Genomic DNA, 18,935 nt, shown 5'->3' with positions numbered 1-18,935 from the left:
CCCAGCCGAGTAGGAACTCTCCTGCTCACACGTGAACGGAGCATCGTGGCAGCACATGCCTCACCACCCTCGACCATTCGGGACGCACAGATGACCGCACCGACGGTCATGAGCGCCTTGCGATCACCGCGACTACTCAAAACCGAGGTCCTCGCCGGATTGGTCGTTGCCCTCGCCTTGATTCCCGAGGCGATCGCGTTCTCCATCATCGCCGGCGTAGACCCCCGTGTGGGGCTGTTCGCATCCTTCGTCATGGCCGTCTCCATCGCATTCCTCGGAGGCCGCCCGGCAATGATCTCCGCCGCTACCGGTGCGATAGCCCTGGTCATTGCGCCGGTTGCACGTGAATACGGACTGGATTACTTCATCGCCACCGTCATCCTGGCCGGCATCTTTCAGATCGCCTTCGGTGTCCTCGGTGTTGCCAAGTTGATGCGTTTCATCCCGCGCAGCGTGATGATCGGTTTCGTCAACGCACTGGCGATCTTGATCTTCACCTCCCAATTCCCACACCTGATCGGTGTCCCCGCCATGGTGTATCCGATGGTCGGAGTCGGATTGCTGGTGATGATCCTGCTCCCCAAACTCACCACCGCAGTACCGGCACCACTGGTGGCGATCGTGCTGCTGACCGCGGCGACGGTGGTCTTCGCGTTGAACGTCCCCGACGTCGGGGACGAGGGCGAATTGCCGTCGAGCCTGCCGTCGCTGTTCTTTCCTGATGTGCCGCTCACCGTCGACACCTTCACCATCATCGCTCCCTACGCGCTGGCGATGGCGCTGGTCGGCCTCCTCGAATCGCTGATGACGGCGAAGTTGGTCGACGACATCACCGACACGCACTCGAACAAGACCCGCGAAGGGTGGGCGCAGGGAGTATCGAACGTCCTGACCGGATTCTTCGGTGGCATGGGTGGTTGCGCGATGGTCGGCCAGACCATGATCAACGTCAAAGCATCCGGCGCCCGCACCCGCATCTCGACGTTCCTGGCCGGAGTGTTCTTGCTGATCCTCGTCGTCGGACTCGGTGACGTCGTCGCCTTGATCCCGATGGCCGCGCTCGCAGCGGTGATGATCATGGTCTCCGTCGGAACCATGGACTGGCACAGTGTGCACCCGAAGACCCTGCGCCGCATGCCGCGTAGCGAAACCCTCGTCATGGCCGCCACCGTGATCGTCACCGTCACCACACACAACCTCGCCTACGGCGTGATCGTCGGTGTGCTGACGGCGATGGTGATGTTCGCCCGCCGCGTCGCGCATCTGACGAATGTGGAGAAGGTGTCCGAAGCGGACACCAACGAGGACGGACTCGTCGATACCCGCGTCTATCGGGTGACCGGGGAGCTGTTCTTCGCTTCGAGCAACGATCTGGTCTATCAGTTCGACTACGTCGACGATCCGGCGAACGTGATCATCGACCTCACCGGTGCCGACATCTGGGATGCCTCGACGGTCGCCACTCTCGATGCCATTCAGCACAAGTACGAAGCGAAGGGAAAGCACGTCGAGATCATCGGTCTCGACGGCGCCAGCCTCGAGCGTCACCGAGGGCTCAGCGGCACCCTCACTTCATCGCATTGAGATGGGTGGACGCCGTCTGCGCTCGGTTATCACCTAATTGTGCTGTAGCGCAACGAATTATGGTGGTACTTCACGTCTGGTTCTCGCCGTGTTGTCGAGAAACCGGAACTCGCCACCCGGCGGGCCCCCGTTCGCGGCGGTCGGTGAAATGGCACCAGGACGCTCCGGACCCTCGATAAACCTACTGTAACGTAAGAGTAAAGTTGTGGCGGGTGTTCGACCGCCGCCAAGTCCATGAGAGTCACGTCCGCCCAACACCATCGAGGAGAAAGATCCGGTGCACCGAATCAACGACGGAACCATCGAACCGAAATCGGGCGATACGGCAGCGCACACAGGGCGGGTGGACTGGGTCGACCTGGCGAAAGGGATCAGCATCGCGTTGGTCGTCCTCCTGCACAGCACCAACTTTCTCGTCACCCGCGGGTTGGCCGCAGGGATCTGGAACGACATCAACGCTGTTGCGGAACCGATTCGGATGCCCTTGTTCTTCCTCACCGCCGGCCTCTTCGCACACAAAGTGACATCACTGCCGTGGGCAACGGTGATCCGGCGGCGAGTCCTGCCTCTGGCATACCTCTACCTCATGTGGACGGTTCTGCGCTTCGTGTTCTTCAGCGCCTTTCCGGCCACCGCAGGAACCGACGAAACCTCGAGCCCACTGAACTTGATCACTGCGCTGGTCGTACCGACCAGCGGGTTGTGGTTCCTCTACGCACTCGCGGTGTACACGGTGCTCACGAAAGCACTCGGCGGAATCGACTATCGAGTCCAACTGCTCGGTGCGATCGCGTTGGCCTTCACCGCTCCCAGCATCGGAGGCGTCGACTGGACCTGGGGAAACATGATGGAACTCTTCCTCTTCTTCCTCGCCGGAGCGCACCTGCAACAGATGATCCGCGCCGCCGCCGCATCGACGACGATGACACGTCTCGCGCTCTCCGGCACCGCATTCGCGCTCGCGTACGCCCTGCACGTCAATGGGTACATCACCTCGGTCGGCGCCGCGACGATCACCCTGAGCGCCTTGGGTCTGTTCGTCGGCATCACTCTCACATCGCAACTGCAGGCACTGCGGATATTCGCCCCCTTCAGAAAGCTCGGAACACTCACCTTGCCGGTGTACCTCATGCACGAAGTACTTCTCGGCATCATCGTGGTCGCCGCTGTTCACGCAGGCTTCGATTTCACCCGTAACGCGCTGTTGGTGTTCGGCCCCCTCCTGGTAGCCACCGTTGCAGTCGGTGGATCCCTGGCGATTCACGCAGCGCTGACCTCCGCCGGACAACGATGGCTCTTCGTCATGCCGCGCCGGAGCACCTCATGACACCTTCGTCGTACATGTTCCCCCAGCCCCCACGCCGGAAAGCGCAAACGTGACCTCGGCACTGACCATCCTCTCCCAAGCCCTCGTGTACGCCCTGCCGCAGCGCTGGATCGCGAGGCTTCTGCGCTACCCCGAAGCCGTGAAATTCCTCCTGATCGCAACAGCGGGCACCATGGCCACGACGACACTGTTTTCGATCCTGAAATGGACGGCGCTCACAGACAATCCGGTCACAGCGCACATGCTCGCCGCACTGATCTCCGCCGTGTACGCATACATCCTGTGCCTGGCATGGTCGTTCGCCGACATCGATCATGCAAGCGGAGGACGCTGGGCAGCAACCTTTTTCGCCCTCATGGCAGTCTCCATCACTCTCGGTGCCATTCCCCTCTGGATTGCCCGATACCACCTGGAATTGAGGGAACCCCACGTGCATGCCCTCACTGAAACCGCAAGCGATTTCGTCGCGAGCACCGTGGTCGGTGCCTTTCTCTCGACGTGGTTCCTCTGGCACGCGTGGCAGCGAGTTCGCTCGACTTCGGCCGCGGACTTCGACGCCGCTGCCGTCCCGGCGACGGAGAGGCTCGACCCACCGGCCTGACCACCCATCCGCCACCTCACCGGAAACCACTCCAGGTGTGAACTCATGAAAGTGACGGCATGACCATCACATCCGATGCATCGACCCGCCTCCACGCACTCAGCGAATGGATCAACGACCATCCCACCGCCACGTTCGTGGTTTTGTTCGTCCTTGCCGTACTGCTGGTAGTCCTCGCAGTATGGGCAATCTTTCGCTGAATCACCTCAGCTGGCCCCGCAGCCCAGGGGTTCGTCGAGCGTAGATGCCGGCACTGCAGTTGTAATCAGGTGGCAGGCTCGGTGATCGTTGCTGGTGGAACCGCGAAGAGGCGATCGAGGTGGTAGGTGATTACTTCGGTGGCTCGATCTATGGAGCGCTGACCGACCAGGATGCTCGTGCCCAGACCGTTGACCAGTGCCACCAGGCGTGCAGCCTCAATCGCCGCGTCACAGTCGACAAGTTCGTCGGCATCCGCCGAGCGTTGCAGTGCTTCGGTGAGTTGGCGCTCCAGTCGGTCGATGCCGCTGATGGACGGATGCCGTGCAACCTGAGTATTGGTCATCGCGAGAACCGCGTAGGACATCCACACCAGATGAAACATGCTGCTGGGTTCGTCGGTTGGCAACGCTTCGGCCGCGAACGCATCGATGATCGATCGTGGTGGCGGAGGACTCGGAAGATCGGCCAGTCGTTGTGCCCATCGCTCCTGGCTACTTTGTTCCAGATGTTGGAGAGCGCCGACCAGGAGCTCCTCTTTGCTGGTGAAGTAGTACTGCACCAACCGCAGCGACACACCGGCTTCGGCGGCGACGGATCTCATTGTTACCGCATGCAGACCGTCTCGATTGGCGGCACGAACAAGCGCCTCGGCAATTTCTGCACGGCGCCGGGTGGGGTCGGGTCTGCGTGGCACCGTGAAATCTCCCTGCATGTGTCGAACCGATCCTGGTACAGCCGTAGATGATACGTCTGTACCGCTTGTCTTGTGCTCGGAAACTGTGGCTCCGCGAGGGCTCCCTGTGTCGGAGGTAGAGCCGGAACTCGACATCTGCAAAAACTCACCTTGGTACGTTTGTATAAGATACAGATGTACCAAGTTTTGGGGAGTGGCCTATGCCTCGAAGTCCGATGAACACCACGCTCGTCGAGGAAAACCGACATCGCTCCGCGAGCATCGCACTCGCAGTGGTGTGTGCCGCGCAGTTCATGGTTGTTCTTGATATCTCGGTGGTGAATGTTGCTCTGCCGTCCATCCGCGAGAGTCTTGGGTTCGACGCTGGCGGATTGGCATGGGTAGTGAATGCCTACGCATTGACCTTTGCGGGCTTCCTGCTGCTCGGTGGCCGTCTGGCGGATCTTCTGGGGCGCCGACGGGTCTTTTTGATCGGCTTGGCAGTGTTTTCCGGAGCAAGCCTCGCCGGTGGCCTCGTAAATTCGGCGTCTCTTCTCGTCGTGGCCAGGGCGGTTCAAGGCTTGGGTGCTGCGATCCTCGCGCCAGCGACGCTAACTGTTTTGACCGCCACTTTCCCCGAAGGCCCTCGTCGCACTCGTGCACTGGCCACTTGGACGGCGGTGGGCATCGCAGGCGGTACAGCAGGAAATTTGGTGGGAGGTATCCTCACCGAATATCTGACATGGCGGTCGACGCTGCTGATCAATGTGCCGATCGGGATGGCTGCAGTGCTGCTGGCTGTTCGCTATATTGCCGCTGATCGTCCCTCTGGGCCGCGTCCACGACTGGACTTCGCTGGAGCAGTCTTGGCGACAGCAGGTCTCGGATCCTTGGCTTACGGTATCGCCCAGGCTGCAGATGATGGTTGGTCGGCAAACTCGACCATCTCTGGCATTGCGATTGGCGTATCGCTCCTGATCGCCTTCGTCGTCGTCGAAAAATGGGTGACATCGTCACCTCTGATACCGCTGCATATCTTTCGGAACAGGGCAGTCTCCATCGGCAATGTGATCATGCTGCTGGCTGGAGCATGCCTGAACCCGATGTGGTACTTCCTGACTCTGTCCATGCAGAATGTTCTCGGCTACAGCCCCGTACAAACAGGTCTGGCCTTTCTGCCTCATACCATTGTCGCGATAGCTATCGGGGTGGGGCTGACTCCCTGGATGATGGGCAGAATTGACGGCCGCTTTCTCATTGCATCCGGATCGATCGTGGCTGCTGCAGGATTCTGGGTACAAGCCCAACTCGATACCGACAGCGGTTATGTGCAGGGAATCCTTCTGCCCGCCATCATCTTCAGCGTCGGGAGTGGAATACTGAACACTCCCATCACTGCTGCTGTCACCTCAGGGATCCCCGCCGCCGACGCGGGTGCTGCCTCAGGGCTGATGAATACCACCAAACAGATCGGTGGCGCGCTCGGGCTCTCCGTCCTGGTCACTTATGCAGCTACGAGCAGTCTCGACAAGGACGACCTCCTGGCCTCGTACAACGGTGCGTTCTACGCCATTGCGGCAATCATGATCGTGACGGCACTCTGTGCGCTGGCCTTACCGGCGCACAGGGACCACGCAGAATGAAACCTCTACCCCGCCAAAGATATACAGCTGAGGTCGAGAACTGATCGCGTGCTGTCCGGTTTTGTGAGATATGACGTGCTGGCCTTGGGAGGCACCGTCACCAGTCTCGGCAAATTTGTTATCTGCCTCTCCTCCTGGCATCCGCCCAAGTCGCTGAGCGACTAGGGCCGAACTCTCACCGCTACGACTGCGGTGAAACCCCGCGAAAACTCCGCCCATTGGGCGCCCTCGACAGATGAGCCGAGCAGATATAGAAAAAATTCCCCAGTTCGACCAGGCGTCGCTACGCACTAGTTCAGATAAGGGCCTTCGAATCGAAATGGGATGGCCAAAGAGCAATAGCAACAACAGGTTCCGTGCATCCGATGCTCTGGTCGCGCAACGGTAACAACATCAGCGCATCATTCCCCGAGATCGTCGATGCACTCCGCTCGGTGCTCGAACACCGAGAAACCGTCCTCGACGGGGAAATCGTCGCCCTCGGACCGGACGGTGTGCCGTCCTTCTCCCTGTTGCAACGCCGGATGCACGTGCTCAGACCCACCGCACAGCTCCGCAACGAGGCCGTGACCTCGTATTACGTGTTCGACGTCCTCGACATCGACGGCACATCAACCAGCGATCTGCCCTATCTCGAGCGCCGCGAGGCGCTCGCCAATCTCAGTCTCGAACACCCGCGCATCAAAGTCCCACCGCACTGGCTCAACGTCGACGGACCGACCATGCTCGAGGTGGCGCGCAAACACCATCTGGAAGGTATCGTGGCCAAGAACATCTCCTCGATCTATCAGTCCGGCAAGCGATCTCGCGACTGGATCAAAACGCCTCTGAGAGCTAATTGTGAGGCCGTAGTGTGCGGCTTCCTCCCCGGCTCGGGAGGTGCGGCAGGAGGAGTCGGATCGTTGATCCTCGGCGCTCACGACGATTCAAGGGTCCTCAGATATATCGGAAACGTTGGTACGGGTCTGACCGATCGACAGCGGCGCGAACTACGAGACAAGCTCGTCGAACTCCATCAGCCGATCAGCCCGTTCACTATCGAGCCGCCGCGAGCGGTCACCCGCAATGCATCCTGGTCGAGGCCGATCCTTGTCTGCGACGTGGAATACCGCGAGTACACCGGTGGCAGCCTTCGGCACCCATCCTTTCGAGGGCTGCGCAACGACAAGACCGCCGATGAGGTCAACGTACCGGGTCGTCACTGAGTCACTGCAACAGTGCAAATCAGAAAGATTCGCTGATGGACAATTTGGTGGTTGTATTGGAGCCCGTTTCCGCAGCCTAAGTAAACGACGGGATCATCTACGAGCCAGGATGTACCAAACCAGAATGGCCAGGAGGGATGCCAGCGAGCAATACGCGAGGAAGCCTCCCATATCAATCCAGGTGCGTTCACCGAAGGGTCCTGGGCTTTATCAGCGAAACCTGGACTTCACGACTGCTGCGTCGGGCGAGGTGGATCCACCACACAGCAACATTGCCCACGCTCCATCCCAGCAGTAGCCACCGAAGCGCCCTGTTGGCTTTGTCGACTGAAGTTCGGTCCTCACTGCGTTGGCGCATGATTTAGTCTCCATCGTCGGCCGGAATACAGCACCTTTCGAATACTGCACATCCGCCAGTCGACCTCCCCGGCCGCCACTGATCGCCACCGGATATGACGAAGCCGCCGGCCCCGAAAAGGGTGTCCAGCGGCTTCACAGGGTCGGTGCCCGTCTTGCGCCTCTCGGCAAGTGGCCGCTCGAAGCGGCATTTCTGGGGTGGTACCCGGGGCAAAGAACCGAACACCGACAGCCTCTACAACGAGACGATGCGCGAACTTATTCCGCGCTGCTGACCAGCAAAGAAGGTCATTTTCGGGTGATGATCGAGCGCAGTACGAAACGGAAGACAACCGCGGTGCCGGCTCCGACCACAACGCCGGCCACCACTTCGGCAAGGAGAACCCCGACCGTGACACCGAGGACTGTGGCGGACGCGACCGCCAACGCGACATCGGCAGGTGCCGGCCGGGGACCGTTGATCGCACAACCCCTTTCCCTGCTTGTGATGTATTTGCTGAGATCATCACACGCCATGCGAGCGTGGAAGTAGGACCCACGCTGTTCAATGGGATAGGAACCGACTACGAGGAGGTCAGGCCATGTGCGGGCGCTACGCCAACCGAAGCTCAGGTAAGGAATTGCAGTCGTTTTTCGACACGATGCAGACTGTCGGCGACGAACTGCCCCCGTCGTACAACGTCGCACCCACTCAGCCCGTCCGCGTGATCCTCGAACGAACCCCACGCGAGGAACCCGGCGCCGAGCCCCAGCGCCAGCTCAGGACGGTCAAATGGGGCTTGCTCCCTGCTTGGTCAAAAGACCGGAAGATGGCGTCCAAGCTGATCAACGCCCGCAGTGAAAGCGTCACGGAGAAGCCCTCATTCAGAAGTAGTGCTTCCAAAAGGCGTGCCATCATCCCGGCCACGGGATACTACGAGTGGATGAAAAGTGAAGCAGGGTCGAAGGTTCCCTATTTTCTTCACGGCGAGGACGACATTCTCGCGATGGCCGGGCTCTACGAGTTGTGGCCCGATCCTGAACTGCCCGAAGATGATCCGAACAAGTGGGTATGGACCTGCACAGTCTTGACTCGGCCAGCCTCAGATTCCTTGGGACACATACACGACAGGTCCCCGCTGATTCTGCCTGAATCGTTCTGGGAACACTGGCTCGATCCGAATCTCACCGACAAAGGTGAAGTCCAGGCCATGATCAACTCCGTTCCGGAGTCGCACCTCGAACCGTACGAAGTCTCGACCGCGGTGAACTCTCCGAGGAATAACGATCCGAGTTTGCTGGAGCCGATCGCTGGACCGGCGTAAAACCCAACCGCTCCCGACTCTGTTTTTATCGAACCTGTGTTCGAGTATCCTGGTGGGCGGGAAGTGCGTGCGGATCCAGGAAAGCGGGGCGACGATGAACCAAAAGCCCCACTCGTCAGCAACAACAGTGCTGACCAAGGCGGAAAAGCTCGAACAGCTACGCCGCAAGATGGCCTCGATCCCTGCCCGCGCGGACGGCACCGAACCAGCTACTCCGTCGGTGATGCTCAAACCCGTAGGCGAGCGTGAGCCAACTCCGATCGTGGCCACCGCGCAATCGACTCTCCGGATGCTTCCCGTTCCGGAGCCGATCGGTGATCTGCTCCCACGCGGGGGGTTGGCACGAGGGACCGTCGTCAGTGTCGACGGCGCAGCCTCGGTCCTGATCGGCCTACTCGCCACCGTCACCGCTGCCGGTGGGCACGTGGCGGTGATCGGAATGCCCGGTCTCGGACTTCTCGCCTTCCACGAGCAAGGGGGCGACTTGGCGAAGGTCGCGCTCGTGCCGCAGCCCAAGGATGCTGGAATCGACTGCGCCGCAATTCTGTTGGAGGGTTTCGACGTGGTTGTCCTGGGCCTCTCTGGTGGCGCTGTAACGCCCTCTCGCGGAAGGGCTGTGGCCGCGCGTGCGAGGAGTAAGGGATCGCTGTTGATTGTCACTGAAGGGCAATGGGACGGTCCGGATCTGCGGATCTCGTCGCGGGTGGCCGGATACACAGGACTCACGGCGGGGAGAGGGCGTGTGACAGGGGTTCGGCTCGACGTCGCGGCCGTCGGCAAAGGATTTCAACAACGCACCGGCAGCCTGGAGATCCGGGACGAGAGCGGACAGCTCCGCTGGGCGACCGTCGACGACACCGCCCTCGCATCGACACCGCCATTGAGGGCTGCACAGTGATCAACACTGACCACTGGACCGAACGCTGGCCCGATCACCCCGTGATCAGGACATTCGACGAGCCGAGGGCAGTGAAAGTCGACATCGGCCGCGCGCTCCCGCTCGGGCGTGGGGGAGCATCACGCGCCGATCACGTGAGCATGCGGGTGAAAACGTCCGCGCTGTACATGTCCGGATACCTGGACGGAATTTTGAGGTACTGGGCGGGAAAATGCACGATGGCCAATGGTTGGCTTGTAGACAGACTTTGCGGTTGACCATTGACCACATCTGCAAATGTGGGTGGGTGAAGCTTTGAGGAGACGAGACTTTCGGTAGACGATGCCATCACGTCGGTTTCAGACTCCGAGAGTCCGGACGACATGGTGTGCATCGCGGCCCACCCCACGTAGGGACGCGGACGAGAGGCTTCGTTGCCATTCCAGTCCCACGTACCCGAGCCCGGGGTGGGTGGTGGACAGACCTTTCTTGTGGCGGGGACGGCCGGTGTCGGTGAGTGCCCCTAGTTCTGTGAGGTAGTCCAGGTTGGGGGTGTATCCGGTGGCGAGGATGACCGCGTCGACGGTTGTTGTGGTGCCGCCGGGCCAGAAGGCTTGGTTTCCTTCGAGTTTGGTGAACATGGCGCGGCGTTGCGGTGCGTCGGCGGTGAGCGCGGCGCGGTAGCGGCCGGTGTCGAACACCGGCGACGTCGGTGGCCGCGAGAGGAGATGCCCGATCGGGAGGGTGTCGATTCCGGTGTACTTGAACCAGAAATGCATGTCGCGACGTAGAGGGCGTTGCGGCGCGAATGTCACGGGTTTTCGGCTGGCCAGGATCACATCGGCTGTTTCGGCGAGCTCGGCAGCGATCTGTACTGCCGAGTTCCCGGCTCCGACGACGATGACGTTCTGCCCCGTGTAGGTGGTGGGTTCGCGGTAGTCGGCGGCGTGCACAACAGTCCCGGTGAAGGCATCGAGCCCCTTCAGTGCGGGAATGTGGGGAGTGCCGAATCCTCCTGTGGCGGCAATGATTCGAGGGGCAGTGAAGATGGATCCGCTGTCGGTCCGGACGGTGAACTGGCCCTCGCTGGTGGTGACCGTGTCGGCTCGCTCGTTGACGTGGAAATCCACATCGAGAGTCTTCGCGTAACGCCGGAGATAGTCGACGACTTCGTCGCGGCCGGGATAGCGGTCACCGTCGCCGCCGAACGGTAAACCGGGGAGGGAGCTGTACTTTGCTGGTGAAAACAAAGTGAGGCTGTCGTAGTACTGCGGCCAGGATCCGACAGGTTCGCTACCAGCTTCGACGATTGCGGTGTCGAGCCGCTGGCGGCGCAGATGATGCGCTGCGGCCAAGCCGGACTGACCGCCCCCGACGACGATCGCGTCGTAGTGCGTCATGAGAGTTCTCTTTCGGTCAGGAAGTGATCGGAATCGTTGTGATGGTGCGGAGGGCGGGGATGGTTGCTGCGCTGATCACCGCGCCGACCAGGGCGATCGCTCCAAGGACGAGGTAGGCGTGGGCGTAAGTACCGGTCCAGGTGGAAAGCACGGCGCCGGCCCACGGCGCCAAGGCCATGACGATGACGATCGGCGCGGACATCAGCCCGTTGAGGCGCCCGTAGTGTTCACCGCCCCAGCGGTCGGTGATGGCGGTGGCCTGTATCAACGTGAAGATGCCGCGGACCAGTCCGGCGCCGACGGCGATGCCGATCAACGCCGCCGCCGAGCTCGCCAGACCTAACCACGCGGTGCTCAGGGCGGCAACGACGATGACCGATACCGTGCGTACGCGGACACTGGTTTTCGCTGCGAGCGGTAGGTAGAAGATGCGGCCGATGACCTGACCGGCGCCGCCCAATCCGAGAGTGAGTGCGGCGAGGCTGGGACTGAAACCGCGTTCGATCAGCAGCGGTACGAGGTTGAAGACGCCGGCGGATGCGGCGAAGGCAGCTGCAGCGAGGGCGACGAGCAGAGCAAGAAATGGGATGCTGCGGGAGGTGCGGTGATAGTCGCCGGGCTGCGCATGGGGTAGCCGGTCGGGGTTGGGCCATCCGCCACGCAAACCCCAGATATGTCCGGGGATGGTGATCACAGCCAGTATGACCGCGAGGATCAGGTAGGTTGTGCGCCAATCGAATCGATCGGCCAGAGCGACAGACAGCGGCGCGAAGACGGTACTGGCCAGACCCGCGGCGAGGGTGAGAATCATCAGTGCTTTGACGTAGTTGTCGCCGTACCAGCGAGTCAGTGCGGCGAATGCCGGTGGATACAGCACCGCGCCCATCGCGATTCCGGCGAACACCCAACCCGCGAAAAACAGTGGGAGGGTGTGAGCTGTCGCGATGACCACCAGTGCGGGTACAGCGAGTACAGATCCTGTGGTCATGACCCAGCGGGGCCCGTGGCGATCGAGGATCCGTCCCACCGGTATGCCGACGGCGGCGGCGGCGAGTTGGCTGACCGAGAACGCCGCCACGATCACAGCGCTCGACCATCCGGTATCGCGGGAAATGGCTACCGACAGAACGGGAAACGCGTAGTACAGAATCCCCCAGCTGGTGATTTCGGTCAGACACAGCGCCACCAGGACCCGCCGCAGCCCCGACGGATCGAGGCTGACGGGGCGAGGCGGATCTTCGATGGTCGTCATCGGCTGTGCCCTATCCGCAGGAGTTGGAACTGCCGGAGGGACTGGACAGCGAGATCAGCTCCGGAGCAGGTGCGGCGCAGCAGCCACCCTCGGATTCCGCGGTATCGGGTTCGTCGAAAACACCAGCGCCGCCGCAGACTCCGGTTTCCGGGAGGATCAACTCCACCCGGGCGGCGGCCTCGTGATCGCCGGCGAGTTCGGCGGCGATGCTGCGTACCTGCTCGTACCCGGTCATCGCCAGGAACGTCGGCGCGCGGCCGTAGCTCTTCATCCCCGCCAGGTACATACCCGGTTCGGGATGGCGAAGTTCTTTCGCGCCGTGCGGATAGACCGTGCCGCAGGAGTGGACGTTCGGGTCGATCAGAGGCGCCAACTGTGTCGGGGCCTGCAGCACGGGGTCGAGGCCGAGTCGGATTTCCGACAGCCACGACAAGTCGGGGCGGAATCCGGTCAAGGTGACGACGTTGTCGACGTTCTCGATCCGGGTGCCGGCATCGGAGACCAGTGCGAGCTGACCATTGTCGGCGGATTCGACGGCGGCGGTGCGGAAACCGGTGACCACGGTGAGAAGTCCGTCGTCGACAGCCTTCTTCGCGCGGAGTCCGAGTGCGCCGCGAGCGGGCAGCTCGTCCGACTCACCGCCGCCGAACGCGGAACCGATAGCCCCGCGGCGAACAGCCCACGTGATGCGCGTACCGGGGGCTTGCTTTTCGAGTCCGGCTAGCGCGACGATGGCAGTCAGTGCGGAATGGCCGCTGCCTGCGATGACGGTGTGTTTCCCGGCGAACTGGGCACGGATCGCCTCGTCGTCGAGGTCGGGCACACGGTAGGTGATCGCGGCAGCGGCAGCCCTCTCGCCGAGGGCGGGCAGTCCTTCCCCGCCGAGCGGGTTCGGGGTGCCCCAGGTGCCGGAAGCATCGACGACGGCCTGGGCGAAGACGCGGTCCTCGCTGCCGTCGGCGCGGCGCAGGTGGATGGAGAGAGGTTCGGTATCGCGGCCGGCGTCGACGACCAGGTCGCGGCCACGTCGGGCGACGCCGATCACCTCGGTGTCGAACTGCACCGCATCACCGAGGGCGGCGGCGAGGGGTTCGAGGTAGAGCTGACGCCACTGCTGTCCGGTCGGGTACGCATCTACGTCGGGAGCGCTCCACCCGTTCTGCTCGAGCAGACACTGCGCGGCGGGATCGACGAGTTCGGACCAGCGGGAGAAGAGCCGGACGTGATTCCATTCGGCGATCGCCGTACCGGCGACGGCGCCTCGCTCAAGCACCAGCGGCGTGAGTCCTCGTTCGCGCAGTTGCGCGGCGGCGGCGAGGCCGATCGGTCCAGCTCCGATCACGACAACGGGTAGTTCGGTCATCACAAATTCCTTTCATCGACAATGATCGATCTTTAATTCGAACTGTATCGATATCAGTCGATGAATGCAACCATCGACGAAGGTCGATATAGTGTGTGCATGACATCGCTGCAGACCCCGACGGTGCGCGTCGGCGATTCGGACCCAGGTGCGGTCGACTCGAATGTGCTCGAGCAAGCTGACGCCGACACCTACGCGCAGTGGTTCGCGTGCCTGGCCGAACCGATGCGGGTGCGGCTGCTGCACCGCGTCGCGAGCGCTGCTGGCGGCATCACGATCGGGGCTCTCGCCGAGGCGTTGGGGATCGGGCAGCCCACGGTCTCCCACCATGTACGTAAGCTCGCCGATGTGGGATTCGTCAGCCTGCGCAAAGAGGGGACCAGCACCGTTGTCGCGATGAATCCGACGTGCTGCGTCGCGTTGCCGCAGGCCGCCGACATCGTGATGGGAGTTCTCGCGCCGCGGCCGTGCTGCCCGAGCGATCTTCCTGACGATGTCGCCGTCCGGGTCATGTCCGATGACGACTGGGACGCCGTTCTGCGGATCTACGGCGAAGGGATCGCCACGCGCAACGCCACTTTCACCACCGAAGTCCCCAGCCGGGAGTATCTCGATGCGCAGTGGCTGCCGAATCATCGCTGGGTCGCCACCATCGACGATGTCGTCGTCGGCTGGGCTGCCCTGAGTTCGACCTCCGGGCGGGACTGCTACCGCGGAGTCGCCGAAAATTCCGTCTATGTCGCCGACGGGATGCGCGGGCGAGGTGTCGGAAAAGCGTTGCTACGCAAGCAAGTCATGGCAGCGGACGCGGATGGGCTCTGGACCCTGCAGACGTCGATCTTCCCTGAAAATCGCGCCTCCGTCTCCCTGCATCACTCGGCAGGGTTCCGCACCATCGGGATCCGCGAGAAGATCGCCCAACTCGACGGGATCTGGCGCGACACAGTCCTGCTCGAACGCCGAACGGCAGCGGATTCCTGATTTTCTGAACCGCCAATCGAAGCATTTTTCGGCAATCGATCCGCCATATGTGATCAGCAACTCGAAGCAACCCCTTAGCTCGAGTGCAGAGTGAATCTGCTGAGACGTGATTCCCGCTGTAACTGGCAAATTATTCGTGGGCTGGTGTCACGTCCTCCTGCAGTGAGTTCTTGAGGGCTCGGGATCAGCGGCTTCACAGCAGAGCGGTCACCGTCGGGGATGTACGTGCAGACGAACTGGAGCGGGTGAAACTGAAAGTCTTCGCGAGTCGCCGATCGGAGTGTGCAACGCCGCCTGCATCTACATGCCGGTTGAGTATCACATCTGCTGCTCTCGCTTGCCTGTCACTCGGCTGCCCGGTAGCTCGATTGGGCAGGACTGTGCAGATTGTTGCTGAAAAGCGGTCGGTCCATGCCAGGGGTGCGGAGGTCGAGCGAGGACGGCTAGACCACGGGTTGCGCGGCGTCCTTGTCGAGAATTCCGTCTCTCTCCCACGGCCACGTCATCAGAGCCCAGATGATGAATACGATTGTCATCCCAGAAAACAGATACACCGGCCACGGACCCATCAGGTCCAGCAGCGATGCGGTGGAAGGTTTGGCGTTGAGAAAGCCGTAATTGGTATCGGCGATGCGATTGAAGATGAAAGTGACTATCGCCCATGTCAGCGTGACCAGTACCGCGAAGCGGTAGCTGCGCCATGTAGGTCGCATTCTCCGGCCCCACGTGAGATAGATCGCGGCCCAGACGACAAACAGGTGAATCGCCCAGAAGGCAAGAAACTCGTAACCGGGGAAGTCGGGCCCGGCCAGAGCCGGTGAAATCAACGCCTGCGTACTCAATACAAGCCCCCAGTAGTAGGTGAGGGCGAACGGCCAATGTCGGTGCGACCACAATGCGTAGATCGCGGACACTGTCGCGAGATCGGTGAGTTGTAAGGGTACGGATCCTCCTAGCGTGGGTGAGGACAGCGAGTAGAGCACCGCCGAGCCGTATATCACCGCCAGTATTCCGCCGAGGGCGCGGCTGAGGTGGCGAGCTTGCGCTTCGGTCTGTCTACGTCCCGCCCAGATCAGAAACACCGAACCCGCGACAAACAGAGCGATGGCTGCCCAATGCGATGGGCCGTACGCCGAGAACTCGGGTTGTGCAGAATACACATCTCTCACTTCCTCAGCGCCGCCGAACGCACTGTTCCATAACAACCTTCGCAGATAGCTGTCCCAGTTCGGAAGTGCCGTTCTCCGGCTTAGTTGACGATGATCGTGTCCGCGGTGCGAGAAAGGGCGTAGCTGTGCAGTGGCTTCTGAGCAGGTCGTTGCACGACCGAGCCATCGACGATGGAGTATCGGCTGCCATGACATGGGCAGTTGATCGTTCCATCGCTGACCTCGGAGACTACGCATCCCTGGTGGGTACATACCGCAGAGAAGGCTTGGAACACGCCTTCCTGCGGCTGGGTGATCACGACTTGCTCGTCCGCCAGAATGACTCCGCCGCCGACAGGAACCGCTGATATCGGAACCTCGGCACTGCCCAGGGTTACGCCGGGTGCATTGCTGTTGTTCTGGGTGCTACATCCGGCAACGGCGAGACAAGTTGTCGCGCAGGCTGTGAGGAGGACCGTTCTGCGCCCGACCTTGATGTCGGATGGATCGATCGTGCTCATGCGGGGACCACCAAACCAGTGAGAAACATCAGGAGTATTCCGACACCGACGCCGACGAGAACCATCGGATCCAGATCCGAGCGGCCTTGTGTGCGCAAGGACGGTGCAATTTGGATGACGACCTGGATGATTGCGCCGACCCCGACTCCGAGCAGCAACGCAGATACTTCACGGTTGTCGACGCCCGCCCCGATAACAGCACCGAGAATTGCCGGCGCACCCGCGATCAATCCCAACCCCAACAAGGTCAACAGGGGGGTACGTCGCCGAGCCAACGGTGCGATGATCGCGAGTCCCTCTGTTGTGTTGTGCAGGGTGAATCCGATAACGAGGAACGCGCCGAGCGCAAGCTCACCTACCGCATACGCGGATCCGATCGCGAGGCCTTCTCCGAGATTGTGCAATCCGATGCCGATGGAAATCATCAGTGCCAGTCTGAGTTCGGATGCACCTGTCGTACCGGCTGGGCGTCTTCCGCGTAGGTAGCGGTCGATGCACGTGAGCGTCAGGAAGGCGATCGCCGCGCCGAGAACGACGAGAGTGCCGCCGCCGAAGGCTCCGCTCGAGGCTGCTGCCAGCTTGAACCCCTCGCTCGTGCCGTCGAAGATCAAAAAGGCGAGCAGACCGACCGTGACGGCCAGCACGAATCTGACTGCCCTGACGCCGGCGCCCCGCATCACAGGTAGCAAGAGCATCCCGAGCAGGACCGGGATGACTCCGACGTATGTGCCCAATAGAGCCATCAAGCCGAAGAACGCCACTCCCGGGACGGGAGTTGCTACGGCAGCGGGAATTTCGTGTTCGATGACCAACCCTGTGGAGGTGAGCATCGAGACGAGGTACGGCTGTCCGGTGATCCACGGGTAGTCGAGGGTGATCGTCTGGGACTCGAGTCTGCCGATGGGATCTGCAGCGCCTACCAAATCGACGAATGTGTCGTTCACGGCAACTTGCGCGACGGTCACCGCGTCGGGGCCGGTGTTGCGTAGCGTCAACGTGATTCGGCCTGGTTCGAGGGCCGTTCGTTCGACGGAGATGTTCTCGATCGGTGGGCCGGTGCGTTCGGGGAGGCTTTGTCCGGCGAGCATTGCCAGCGCAGTCAGGGCGATGACGATGATCGCGAGTACTGCGGCGCCTCGGAGCCAAAGGCCGGTGCGAGATGCGCCTGTTTGATCGGACTCTGTATGCGCGGAACCCGCAGTGTCAAAGGAATTCTCATGAGTGCTCGTAGGAGAGGGAGGATCTGGGGTGCCGGTCATTCGGTCACCTCGAAGAATCCCATCCAGCCCAGATCGGCGAATTCGGTCTTGTGGGCGTGGAACATGTACTTGCCCAGGTAGGGAAAGCGCAGTTCGCATATTCCGCGCTGACCTTGGGCCTGGATGATCGTGTCCGTGAATTCGCTGGACTCGAGCCGAGTCCCGGTCGGGTAGTAGTCGAAGAAGTTCCCGTGCACGTGGAAGCTGTTGATCGGATCGTATTCGAGGACGTTGACCAGGTAGATGCGAACCAGCTCGCCTCGTTTCACCTGTACCGGTTCGTGCATGTGATGGAACGGGATGCCGTTGACCGCGTAGAGCTGGTTTCCTTGCCCGTCGAATGTGGTGTTGTAGCCGTGCATCACCATCACCATTTCGTCAGCCGCCGGGCGCCCCTGAGCTGGATCGACGATGAATGTGCCGTACATGCCGCGGGCGATGTGCTCTGCCAGTGGATTGACGTGGCAGTGATAGAGATGCAATCCGAAAGGGGTTGCATCGAATTCGTAAGTGAATGATTCGCCCGGCTCGATGATGCCCCGACCTACCCCGGGAATTCCGTCCATGTCAGCGGGATGGATTCCGTGAAAGTGCATCGTGTGTGGGTGCGCGGAGCCGTTGACGAACTTCACTCGGAGCCGGTCTCCCTCACTGCATCTCAAGGCGGGACCTGGAATGCGGGAGTTGAAGGTCCACGCGGGAAAATAGACTCCGGGTGCTACCTCGATCTCTTCGTCGGCTGCGAAGATCTCCCACTCGCGTAGCGTTCGACCGTCAGGCAATTCGGAGGTCGTCCCGTAGTCGAAGTCACGCAGCATTGCCGTGGGATGAAACCCGTTGGCAGTGTGGTTCACCTGCTGACCGGCCCGAAAGGTCGCGCCGCTCGTGCCGCCGTGACGGACTCCGCCGTCTCCGTCAGGTGCGGCGGTACTCGGGTTGGTGTTTCCGGGATGCTCGGTAGGCGATGCGCCCGCAACTCTTCCTGCGTTCATCATGAGTCCGGCTGATCCGGCGAGCGCCCCACCGATCAACAATTGTCGCCGCGACGGTGCGCTCATGGCCACCCGACCGAAGCATCGACATTCCTGGCAGTCACGAGAGTCACACCTCAAAGTTTGTCATGCCGAACTTTATTTTCATAGCCCCCAAACTATCCGAACGCATTCGACCGAAAACAGGCGGACCACGCGAATTTTCGACGAGTGGGGGCGTCGTGGTTTCGCCACCTCGAACCGCAGA

19 protein-coding genes are annotated in these 18,935 nt (G+C 61.5%); 10 read left to right on the top strand and 9 right to left on the bottom strand.

All coding sequences use genetic code 11. From position 1 onward, the window contains the following. Positions 1-90: 90 nt before the first annotated feature. The 4 genes from PCS43_RS28785 to PCS43_RS28770 all read left to right on the top strand — a co-directional run bounded on the left by PCS43_RS28785 (position 91) and on the right by PCS43_RS28770 (position 3,712). Positions 91-1,584 carry a SulP family inorganic anion transporter gene (locus PCS43_RS28785; RefSeq protein ID WP_011331654.1) on the top strand — a complete coding sequence of 498 codons (1,494 nt, stop codon included), beginning with the start codon at positions 91-93 and terminating at the stop codon, positions 1,582-1,584. 277 nt (positions 1,585-1,861) lie between these two features. Then, positions 1,862-2,911 (top strand): acyltransferase family protein, encoded by a 1,050-nt coding sequence (locus tag PCS43_RS28780; protein WP_003944632.1) that lies wholly within the window; start codon positions 1,862-1,864, stop codon positions 2,909-2,911. A gap of 49 nt (positions 2,912-2,960) precedes the next feature. Further along, a complete protein-coding gene (locus PCS43_RS28775; RefSeq protein ID WP_003944671.1) occupies positions 2,961-3,512 on the top strand; it encodes a GtrA family protein in 552 nt (183 codons plus the stop codon). A gap of 59 nt (positions 3,513-3,571) precedes the next feature. Continuing rightward, complete coding sequence (locus PCS43_RS28770) at positions 3,572-3,712, top strand: hypothetical protein (RefSeq protein ID WP_003944648.1); 141 nt, start codon at positions 3,572-3,574, stop codon at positions 3,710-3,712. 65 nt (positions 3,713-3,777) lie between these two features. Here PCS43_RS28770 and PCS43_RS28765 read toward each other — a convergent pair whose 3' ends face one another. Beyond that, positions 3,778-4,407, bottom strand: coding sequence for a TetR/AcrR family transcriptional regulator (locus tag PCS43_RS28765; protein ID WP_054802509.1), 630 nt, complete (start codon positions 4,405-4,407; stop codon positions 3,778-3,780). 275 nt (positions 4,408-4,682) lie between these two features. Here PCS43_RS28765 and PCS43_RS28760 point away from each other — a divergent pair, with 275 nt between their 5' ends. Both PCS43_RS28760 and ligD read left to right on the top strand, forming a co-directional pair. Beyond that, complete coding sequence (locus PCS43_RS28760; RefSeq protein WP_231915210.1) at positions 4,683-6,029, top strand: MFS transporter; 1,347 nt, start codon at positions 4,683-4,685, stop codon at positions 6,027-6,029. 299 nt (positions 6,030-6,328) lie between these two features. Further along, positions 6,329-7,234, top strand: coding sequence for a non-homologous end-joining DNA ligase (gene ligD, locus PCS43_RS28755; RefSeq protein WP_080552816.1), 906 nt, complete (start codon positions 6,329-6,331; stop codon positions 7,232-7,234). Positions 7,235-7,879: 645 nt separating this feature from the next. Here ligD and PCS43_RS28750 read toward each other — a convergent pair. After that, positions 7,880-8,017 (bottom strand): hypothetical protein, encoded by a 138-nt coding sequence (locus tag PCS43_RS28750; RefSeq protein ID WP_003944609.1) that lies wholly within the window; start codon positions 8,015-8,017, stop codon positions 7,880-7,882. A 155-nt stretch (positions 8,018-8,172) separates the two neighbouring features. On the opposite strand from PCS43_RS28750, the gene PCS43_RS28745 reads away from it, so the two are divergent. The 3 genes from PCS43_RS28745 to PCS43_RS28735 all read left to right on the top strand — a co-directional run bounded on the left by PCS43_RS28745 (position 8,173) and on the right by PCS43_RS28735 (position 10,050). Next, positions 8,173-8,895: an SOS response-associated peptidase gene (locus PCS43_RS28745; RefSeq protein ID WP_003944653.1), complete on the top strand. Its 723-nt coding sequence runs from the start codon at positions 8,173-8,175 to the stop codon at positions 8,893-8,895. Positions 8,896-8,989: 94 nt separating this feature from the next. Continuing rightward, positions 8,990-9,793, top strand: a complete 804-nt coding sequence (locus PCS43_RS28740; protein WP_003944658.1) for a hypothetical protein — start codon at positions 8,990-8,992, stop codon at positions 9,791-9,793. Beyond that, positions 9,790-10,050 (top strand): hypothetical protein, encoded by a 261-nt coding sequence (locus tag PCS43_RS28735; RefSeq protein WP_003944643.1) that lies wholly within the window; start codon positions 9,790-9,792, stop codon positions 10,048-10,050. Before PCS43_RS28740 ends, PCS43_RS28735 begins: the two co-directional genes overlap by 4 nt. 81 nt (positions 10,051-10,131) lie before the next feature. Here the strand turns inward: PCS43_RS28735 and PCS43_RS28730 are convergent, their stop codons facing one another. From PCS43_RS28730 to PCS43_RS28720, 3 genes are read right to left on the bottom strand one after another with little or no spacing between them, the layout of a single operon-like run. Next, complete coding sequence (locus tag PCS43_RS28730) at positions 10,132-11,172, bottom strand: flavin-containing monooxygenase (protein WP_003944645.1); 1,041 nt, start codon at positions 11,170-11,172, stop codon at positions 10,132-10,134. Positions 11,173-11,188: 16 nt separating this feature from the next. Beyond that, on the bottom strand, positions 11,189-12,424 hold the full coding sequence (locus PCS43_RS28725; RefSeq protein WP_011331649.1) for an MFS transporter: 1,236 nt from the start codon (positions 12,422-12,424) through the stop codon (positions 11,189-11,191). Positions 12,425-12,434: 10 nt separating this feature from the next. Continuing rightward, positions 12,435-13,787 (bottom strand): NAD(P)-binding domain-containing protein, encoded by a 1,353-nt coding sequence (locus PCS43_RS28720; protein ID WP_003944612.1) that lies wholly within the window; start codon positions 13,785-13,787, stop codon positions 12,435-12,437. A gap of 99 nt (positions 13,788-13,886) precedes the next feature. On the opposite strand from PCS43_RS28720, the gene PCS43_RS28715 reads away from it, so the two are divergent. Next, positions 13,887-14,768 carry a helix-turn-helix domain-containing GNAT family N-acetyltransferase gene (locus tag PCS43_RS28715; protein WP_037131630.1) on the top strand — a complete coding sequence of 294 codons (882 nt, stop codon included), beginning with the start codon at positions 13,887-13,889 and terminating at the stop codon, positions 14,766-14,768. Positions 14,769-15,211: 443 nt separating this feature from the next. Here the strand turns inward: PCS43_RS28715 and PCS43_RS28710 are convergent, their stop codons facing one another. From PCS43_RS28710 to PCS43_RS28695, 4 genes are all read right to left on the bottom strand, one after another. Further along, a complete protein-coding gene (locus tag PCS43_RS28710; RefSeq protein ID WP_003944610.1) occupies positions 15,212-15,928 on the bottom strand; it encodes a YwaF family protein in 717 nt (238 codons plus the stop codon). An 89-nt stretch (positions 15,929-16,017) separates the two neighbouring features. After that, on the bottom strand, positions 16,018-16,437 hold the full coding sequence (locus PCS43_RS28705; RefSeq protein ID WP_011331647.1) for a QcrA and Rieske domain-containing protein: 420 nt from the start codon (positions 16,435-16,437) through the stop codon (positions 16,018-16,020). Next, complete coding sequence (locus tag PCS43_RS28700; RefSeq protein ID WP_011331646.1) at positions 16,434-17,696, bottom strand: ZIP family metal transporter; 1,263 nt, start codon at positions 17,694-17,696, stop codon at positions 16,434-16,436. The genes PCS43_RS28705 and PCS43_RS28700 overlap by 4 nt, the downstream gene beginning before the upstream one ends. Beyond that, positions 17,693-18,760, bottom strand: a complete 1,068-nt coding sequence (locus tag PCS43_RS28695) for a multicopper oxidase domain-containing protein (RefSeq protein WP_434784316.1) — start codon at positions 18,758-18,760, stop codon at positions 17,693-17,695. Before PCS43_RS28695 ends, PCS43_RS28700 begins: the two co-directional genes overlap by 4 nt. Positions 18,761-18,935: the final 175 nt, after the last annotated feature.

This window comes from Rhodococcus sp. C-2 (assembly GCF_027854095.1).
In the GTDB taxonomy this organism is placed as follows: domain Bacteria; phylum Actinomycetota; class Actinomycetes; order Mycobacteriales; family Mycobacteriaceae; genus Rhodococcus_F; species Rhodococcus_F qingshengii.
This window is presented reverse-complemented; position numbering and strand designations above follow the sequence as displayed.